The sequence below is a fragment of the Streptosporangium nanhuense genome, assembly GCF_059358815.1.
In genome coordinates this window covers 1-3,194 of the sequence record NZ_JCADBG010000081.1, presented here as the reverse complement: position 1 = coordinate 3,194, position 3,194 = coordinate 1, and the positions used below count along the sequence as shown (strand labels likewise).

At 73.5% G+C, this 3,194-nt stretch carries 1 protein-coding gene; it reads right to left on the bottom strand.

What is annotated here, in order from left to right; all coding sequences use genetic code 11:
- Nucleotides 1-3,194 (bottom strand): type I polyketide synthase (locus AC5L38_RS44015; RefSeq protein WP_495248783.1); only part of this gene is annotated, 3,194 nt, incomplete at both ends.

The following is a 3,194-nucleotide window of genomic DNA, read 5'->3' as shown; positions in this document are numbered from 1 at the left end:
TGACGCGTATACGACGTCCCCACCCGACCAGGATCCGGATCATAAACACCCTCCAGATCCCACCCCCGATTCGTCGGGAAACCAGTGATCGCGTCAGTCTCCTCGACCACCAAACGCCACAGATCCTCCGGAGAGGACACCCCACCCGGATACCGGCACCCCATCCCCACGATCACCACCGGATCATCGGCCACCGACCGCACCACCGGCAGATCCGCGGCCTGCTCGGAGTCCACCGAGCCGAACAGCTCCTCGTGAAGGAACTCCGCGACGCTGTGCGAGGTCGGGTAGTCGAAGACCAGCGTCGCGGGCAACGGCAACCCCGTCGCCGTGGCCAGCTGGTTGCGCAGCTCCACCGCGGCCAGCGAGTCCAGCCCCATCGTGCTGAAGGCCCGATCGGGTTCCACCGCATCCCCGGACGCGTGACCCAGCACCACCGCCACGTGCCGTCGTACCAGCTCTTCCAGCACCCCCGCGCGTTCACCCGCGTCCAGGCCGGTCAGGCGCCGCCGCAGCCCGCCTTCCCCGGCGCCGCCGGCGGCCACCCGGACCGGCCGCCTCGCCGGTACCAGCCCGCGCAGCAACGCCGGCAGCTCGCCGCCACGGCCCCGCAGCGCCTCCACGTCCACCCGCAGCGGTACCGTCATCGCCGCTTCCGCCCGTACGCTCACGTCGAACAGCCGCACCCCCTCGGTTCCGGACAGCGCCGGCAACCCGAGCCTGGCCAGCCGGTCCCGGTCGGCGCCGGACAGCTCGGAGCTCATTCCGGTGGCCACATCCCACAGCCCGTACGCCAGCGACGTCGCCACCAGCCCTCGCGACCGCCGGTGGGCGGCCAGCGCGTCCAGGAACACGTTGGCCGCCGCGTAGTTGCCCTGACCCGCCGCCAGGACCAGCCCACCGGCCGAGGACACCAGCGCGAACATCGCCAGCGGCAGATCCTCGGTCAGCTCGTGCAGGTGCCAGGCCGCGTCCGCCTTCGGCCGCAGCACCGTGTCCAGCCGGTCTCGCGACAGCGCCTCCACCACACCGTTGTCCGCCGCTCCCGCCGCGTGCACCACGCCCACCAGCGGGGCCGAATCCGGAACCGACCCCACGACCCGTGCCAGCGCGTCGCGGTCGCCGACATCGCACGCCGTCACCCCGACCCTCGCCCCCAGCGCGGTCAGCTCCTCCACCAGCGGCCCGGCCCCCTCCGCGGACAGCCCTCTCCGGCTCACCAGCAGCAGGGAACGCACGCCGTGGTCGGTCACCAGGCGACGGGCCAGCAACGCTCCCAGCCCGCTCGTGCCTCCCGTCACCAGCACCGTCCCCGCCGACAGCCCGACGGAGCCCTCGGGGCCCCCGGAGCCCATGGCGGGCTCGGCGGCGTCCGGAACGGACCGCTCGGGCTGGGGCATCCTGACCAGGCGGGGAACCAGGAACGTCTCCGATCGCACCGCCATCTCGGGTTCGCCCGAGGCCGCCGCCGCCCGTACCGCCGCGTCCCGCTCCTGGCCCTCTCCCAGGTCCAGCAGCACGAAGCGGCCGGGGTGCTCGGCCTGAGCCGCCCGTACCAGCCCCCACACCGGCGCGACCGTCACATCCACGTCCGCGCCCTCACCGACCGGTACCGCGCCCCTGGTCACCACCACCAGGGGCGCCGACGCCGGGCTCCCTCGCTCCAGCCAGGCCTGCAGCGCCTCGAGCACGCCGCCGGCCACCGAGCGCACCGCGTCCGGCGTCTCACCGGACGGCGGTGCCGTGCAGTCCACCACCGCGATCGAACCACCGGCGGCGTCGAGATCCGTGTCGGGCGCTTGGTCAGTAGCGTCAGTAGCGTCGGGCGCGTCGGGCGCGTCGGGCGCGTCGGGCGCTCGGTCAGCGGTGAGCGCGAACCAGTCCGTCACCCGCGCCGCACCGGCCTCGGGCACCTCGATCGGGTTCCACTCCACCAGGAACAGGGACTGCTCCCCTACCGCGCCCAGTTGTTCCGCCGACACCGGACGTCCCACCATCGATCCCGCCGACAGCACCGGGTGGCCGTTCTCGTCGGCCACGTCCAGGGTCAGCGTGTGCTCGCTCGGATGCCGTACCCGCACCCGCAGCGTCGAGGCGCCCGCCGCGTGCAGCACAACCTGCCGCCACACGAACGGCAACACCGCCCGCCCGCCGCTCGCCACGCCCGAGGGATCGATCAGCGATACGTGCATCGCCGCGTCCAGCAGGGCCGGGTGCACCCCGAACCGTCCCGCTTCCGTGGCCAGCCGCTCGCCCAGCACGACCTCGGCGAACAGCTCATCCCCTCGGCGCCACGCCGCGCGCAGCGCCTGGAACGCCGGCCCGTAGCCGTAACCGACCTCGGCCAGCCGTTCGTAGGCCCCCGTGACGTCCACCTCGGCCGCCCCCGCCGGCGGCCACTGCACCAGATCGAACTCCGGCTCCGCCGCCCGCTCCGCCAGCACTCCCTGGGCGTGCAGCGTCCAGTCGCCCTCTCGCCCGTCCGCCCGGGAGTACACCCGGACCGCGCGCCTGCCGGTCTCGCCGGGTCCGTCGACCACTACCTGGACACGTGTCCCACCGGTCTCGGGCAGCACCAGCGGCGCCTGCAGTGCCAGTTCCTCCAGCACCGCGCAGCCGACCTCGTCGCCCGCGCGGACCGCCAGCTCCACGAACCCCGTGCCGGGAAGCAGTACGCGGCCCAGAACCTCGTGGTCACGGATCCACGGATGGGTCGACGCCGACAGCCGCCCGGTGAGGACCACACCGTCCGACTCCGGCGACACCACCACCGCCCCCAGCAGCGGGTGGAGGGCCGTCTCAAGCCCCAGACCCCGCGCGTCCCCGCCTCGCCTGCCGCTCGGCCAGAACCGCTCCTTCTGGAAGGCGTACGTCGGCAGCTCCACCCGGCGGGCATCGGGGAGCACGGCCGGCCAGCTCACCGGCACTCCACGCACGTGCAACCCGGCCAGCGCCATCATGATCGTCTTCTGCTCGTCCCGGTCCCCGCGCAGGGCCGGTACCAGCAGCACGTCCGCACCGGCTTCGGCTTCCGTGGTCAGGCTGTCCTGCGCCATGGCGGTCAGTACGCCGTCAGGACCGAGCTCCAGGTAGGCCCGCACTCCGTGAGCGTGCAGGGCGCGCACCCCGTCGGAGAAACGGACCGCGCCCCGCACCTGCTCCACCCAGTACTCCGGCGAGCACAACCGCTCAGC